This is a genomic window from Pedobacter sp. (genome assembly GCF_035317785.1).
Classification (GTDB): domain Bacteria; phylum Bacteroidota; class Bacteroidia; order Sphingobacteriales; family Sphingobacteriaceae; genus Pedobacter.
This window is the reverse complement of sequence record NZ_DATHGC010000346.1, coordinates 1-4,955: the sequence shown is the minus strand read 5'-3', so window position 1 is coordinate 4,955 and position 4,955 is coordinate 1. Positions and strand designations below refer to the sequence as shown.

The 4,955-nt window shown below is 45.0% G+C and carries 3 protein-coding genes; 2 read left to right on the top strand and 1 reads right to left on the bottom strand.

Features of this window, described 5'->3' with window-relative positions:
- Together VK541_RS21780 and leuS are read left to right on the top strand one after the other, a co-directional pair.
- Positions 1 to 711, top strand: a 711-nt coding sequence (locus tag VK541_RS21780; protein ID WP_324372629.1) for a chloride channel protein, incomplete at its 5' end; no start/stop codon positions are given.
- Between the two features lie 49 nt (positions 712 to 760).
- Complete coding sequence (leuS, locus tag VK541_RS21775) at positions 761 to 3,559, top strand: leucine--tRNA ligase (RefSeq protein WP_324372628.1); 2,799 nt, start codon at positions 761 to 763, stop codon at positions 3,557 to 3,559.
- A 211-nt stretch (positions 3,560 to 3,770) separates the two neighbouring features.
- On the opposite strand, the gene VK541_RS21770 is transcribed toward leuS, so the two are convergent.
- The gene (locus VK541_RS21770; protein ID WP_324372627.1) at positions 3,771 to 4,676 is read right to left on the bottom strand and encodes a sugar phosphate isomerase/epimerase; all 906 of its coding nucleotides are present in this window, start codon (positions 4,674 to 4,676) and stop codon (positions 3,771 to 3,773) included.
- Positions 4,677 to 4,955: the final 279 nt, after the last annotated feature.

The following is a 4,955-nucleotide window of genomic DNA, read 5'->3' as shown; positions in this document are numbered from 1 at the left end:
AAAGCCATCATCCCTGCTGTTGCAGCCGCATTTCTTGCCGCCCGGGTTACAGAACTCTGGGGAGTCGGGCATACCCATTACCATATAGATCTGATTCCGTCCGTTATACCAGCCAGGTTGTTCTATTGTACACTTGCAGGTACAGCCTTTGCCTTTGCTGCCATCGCATTTGTAAAGCTTACCCAGCTCTTTACCCGTGTCTTCAAAAAAATCCCATACGCCCCGCTAAGGCCTTTTGCCGGGGGAATTGTCTTTGTTCTGCTCGTTTTATTGCTGGGAACCTTCAAGTATAACGGCCTGGGGATTGCCGGTATAGTCGAATCTTTTGATCTGCCCGCTGCCCCGCAGGATTTTGCGCTTAAAATACTCCTCACCGCAATCACACTTGGCGCCGGCTTTAAAGGAGGCGAGGTTACACCTTTATTTTTTATAGGTGCTACACTGGGCAGTACGCTGTCATTATTTTTGCCGCTCCCCGTCGGACTGCTTGCAGCGATGGGTTTTGCAGCCGTTTTTGCAGGAGCTGCCAAGACCCCCGTTGCCTGCTGCATTATGGCAGCTGAACTTTTCGGAATGTCATGCGGTATTTATGTAATCATTGCCTGTGCAGTGTCCTACCTGCTTTCCGACCGTTACAGCATCTACAATGCACCTGAAAACAAGGAGCCCAAACACTTTCTCTTTGGTAAATTTCGTAAACCGTTTCTATAACACCCTTTAATTCATTATTTTCGCGCTCTATATTAAGGAAATAGCAGTAATGGATTACCAATTTAAAGAAATAGAGCAAAAGTGGCAAAAGCACTGGGCTCAAAACAAGACCTTCAAAGCAGATCAGGATACCTCAAAGCCAAAATTTTATGTGCTCGATATGTTCCCTTATCCCTCAGGGGCAGGATTGCACGTAGGTCACCCTCTCGGTTACATTGCTTCTGACATATTTTCCAGATATAAAAGATTAAAAGGGTTCAATGTGCTGCACCCAATGGGGTATGATTCCTTCGGGTTGCCGGCAGAACAGTACGCGATACAAACCGGTCAGCACCCGGCCTTAACTACCGAAACCAATATCAATACTTACAGAGAGCAGTTAGACAAGATCGGCTTTTCTTTTGACTGGAGCAGGGAAGTCCGCACCAGCGATCCCGGATATTACAAATGGACACAATGGATCTTTATGCAGCTGTTCAACTCCTGGTACAACCTGGAAACAGACAGAGCCGAAGACCTTACTACCTTAATAGAAAAATTCAATGCCGCAGGCAGTGCCGATGTCAGAGCCGTTTGCGATGAAGATACTGCATCATTTCTGCCCAGCGACTGGGCCACAATGACCGATGAAGAAAAGCAGGAAGAGCTTTTGAAATACCGGCTTACCTATCTGAGAGAAAGTACCGTAAACTGGTGTCCGGCTCTTGGTACCGTGCTGGCCAATGACGAGGTAAAAGACGGATACTCAGAACGCGGCGGTCATCCGGTGGAGCAGAAGAAAATGATGCAGTGGAGCATGCGGATCTCCGCTTATGCCGAGCGGCTGCTGCAGGGCTTAAATACCATTGACTGGCCAGAGCCGGTTAAAGAAATGCAGCGCAACTGGATCGGTAAAAGTGTAGGTGCAAGCGTAAGGTTTGCCATAGAAAACGCGCCTGAAGGCATTGCGGATTATATAGAGGTTTTCACCACACGGGTAGATACGATATTTGGTGTTTCTTACCTGGTATTGGCACCTGAACATGAGCTGGTTGCTGAATTGACTACGCCGGGGCAGTTGGAAGACATCAATAATTATATTACGCAGACCAAAAAGAAGTCTGAACTGGACCGGATGGCTGATGTTAAAACCGTTTCGGGGGCTTTCACCGGCAGCTATGTGATCAACCCGGTAAGCGGTGAACGCATCCAGCTTTGGATAGCCGATTATGTACTGGCCGGTTATGGAACAGGAGCGGTCATGGGTGTGCCCAGCGGAGACCAGCGTGACTGGCTGTTTGCTACCCATTTCAGTTTACCAATTGTTCAAATCCTTGATGCGCAGAAAGACATCGCCCATCAGGCAGACCCTACAAAAGAAGGCAGATATATCAATTCCGGATTTATCAACGGAATGGATTATGCAGCAGCCACCCAAACTTTAAATACCTGGCTGGAAGAAAAAGGAGCAGGCAAGGCTAAAATCAATTACCGCATGCGCGATGCCATATTTGGCAGACAGCGTTATTGGGGTGAGCCCATTCCTGTTTACTTTAAAGACGGATTGCCATACCTGATCAAAGAAGAAGAACTGCCTTTGATCCTGCCTGAAATTGATAAATATTTGCCGACAGAAACCGGGGAGCCGCCATTAGGCAGGGCTGAGGACTGGAGCTATGAGGACCAGTATGAGTATGAACTGAGCACCATGCCGGGCTGGGCAGGATCAAGCTGGTACTGGTACCGCTATATGGATGCCCACAACGGATCTGATTTTGCTGCCAAAGAAGCCATACGGTACTGGAAAGACGTCGACCTGTATATTGGCGGTGCTGAACATGCTACAGGTCATTTGCTGTACAGCCGTTTCTGGAACAAGTTTCTAAAAGATCTTGGCTATGTACAGGAAGAAGAGCCTTTCAAAAAACTGATCAATCAGGGGATGATCCAGGGACGAAGTAATTTTGTGTATCGTGTTGTAGATGAAGATGGGAGAGGTACCAATACTTTGGTTTCTCATGGCCTGAGAAAAGAATATAAAACATCCGCCCTGCATGTTGATGTCAACATTGTTGAAAATGAAATACTGAACATTGATAAATTCAAACTTTTCCGTCCGGAATTTGCCGATGCAGAATTTATTCTTGAAAACGGGAAATACATCTGCGGTGTGGAAGTAGAGAAGATGTCTAAATCAAAATTCAATGTAGTGAACCCGGATGTCCTGATAGAGAACTATGGTGCAGATACCTTAAGGATGTACGAAATGTTCCTCGGCCCGCTGGAGCAAAGCAAGCCATGGAATACAAACGGTATTGAAGGGGTATTTAAGTTCCTTCGCAAGGTCTGGCGGTTGTTTCACAATGAGCAATGGGTATTTAATGTAGAGGATTCGGTGCCGTCAAAAGCTGAACTGAAAGCCCTGCACAAGATCATCAAAAAAGTACAGGATGATATAGAACGGTTTTCATTTAATACTTCTGTTTCCAGCTTTATGATTGCCGTAAACGAGTTAACAGATCTGAAATGTAAAAACAGGCAGGTACTGGAAGATCTTGTTGTCGTACTTTCTCCTTATGCACCCCACATTTGTGAAGAGCTTTGGGAAGCATTAGACCATGAAGCGGGAAGCTTGTCATACGCTGAATATCCTAAATTCAACCCGGCTTATATGGTAGAAGATGAATTTAGTTACCCGGTTTCTGTCAATGGCAAGACCAGGTTAAACTTAAACCTGAGCCTTTCTTTAGCAGCAGCGGATATTGAAACAGCTGTACTGGCCAGCGAAGATGTACAGAAATACCTGGAAGGCAAAACACCTAAAAAGGTGATTGTGGTAAAGGGAAGGATCGTAAATATTGTGGTTTAATAAAAATTTCAAATTAAATTTGGAGAATTCATAAAACGTACATACATTAGCATTATCAATAGGGATGATTATATGAGGGGAGGAAGATTTAGTTCGACTTCCCTTTATATTTACCACACATCAGGCTAATCAGTCACCATCAAATTTCTTTATTCAGTATTTCGGGTTACCCGCCATTCGTGTTTTTTGTTAATTTCTTCAATAAGTCGCTTTAAATTCTTATCCCGAGCTTATTTATTAGATAATCTTTGGTGATCTGACCGCTTTCCAGCGGCGTACGCCCTTTTACGGGAACGGCATCAAGTTCGACAATGGCATATTTACTGTAATCGATCGCTTTTAAGGCAGCGAATACTGCCGGCAGATCAACACGCCCCTGTCCGAGCTCTACAAATATGTAGCTTTTATCATCCGCAGTATTTTTTACATCTTTAATGTGCATGCACTTAATCCGGTCTTTGTATTTATGGATAGCTTGAGCCGGATTGCCGCCTCCCTGCTGGTAGTGTGCAATGTCTAATAGCAAACCGATATACTTTGGATCGGTATGTTTTAAGATCGTTTCTATTTCTTCAGGCGTTTGCCCAAGCTGTCCCATGTGGTTGTGATAAGTTGTTTCTATCCCAATGGAAGCTGTGCGCTTGCCAATTTCTGTTAAAAGCTGCCCGTATTTGATCAGATCTTCCTGACTAACCATGCCGGATTTTGGCCGGGACGAATTGGTTACCTGCATTCGGCTGCCGCCCAGCATCTTTACAAAATTTGCGCTTTCAACATGCTTCGCGATTTCCGCTTCATCATTTCCCGTATTTATGTTGGCATTGCCGCTCGAATACATCGCCAGCTTTAATTTTGATGCCTTCAGTAATTTTATCAATTCATCCGGTTTTTGCCCAAACTCTGTAAAGGCATTTGCCCTGAGCTGGATTCCTTTAAATCCGAGAGAAGAAATGTCAAGGATAGATTGCTTGATGTCATTGCCCCATGTAATTGCGGCATATCCATATTGAATTGCCGGAGCAGGTAATGTTGCAGCCAGTAAGTCAGACGAGGCAAGTAATGGAGCGGCTGATAACAGGCCAAGTTGAGTTAAAAAATTGCGGCGTGATTGTTTCATGAGGTTCTTGATTAAGGTATGGGCCGAAATGAATTTCAGTTGTATGAAGTTAAGAATTTTTTAACTACCTCTCTATCCCCATATTGCAACTGATATGCTACTATTGCCGGCTATTCCCCAAATCAGTGCCAGGGCAACATCACGGCAAGGTTGGATGACCTGGGGGGTCATTCAACCCCCTAGATGAGGTTGCGAAGAAGTCATGAAGAAAGGGTATCAGAAAAGGACCACCTTTTATAGACTGATCTTTTAAACCGCAACGCGAAAAGCAGTAGGCGT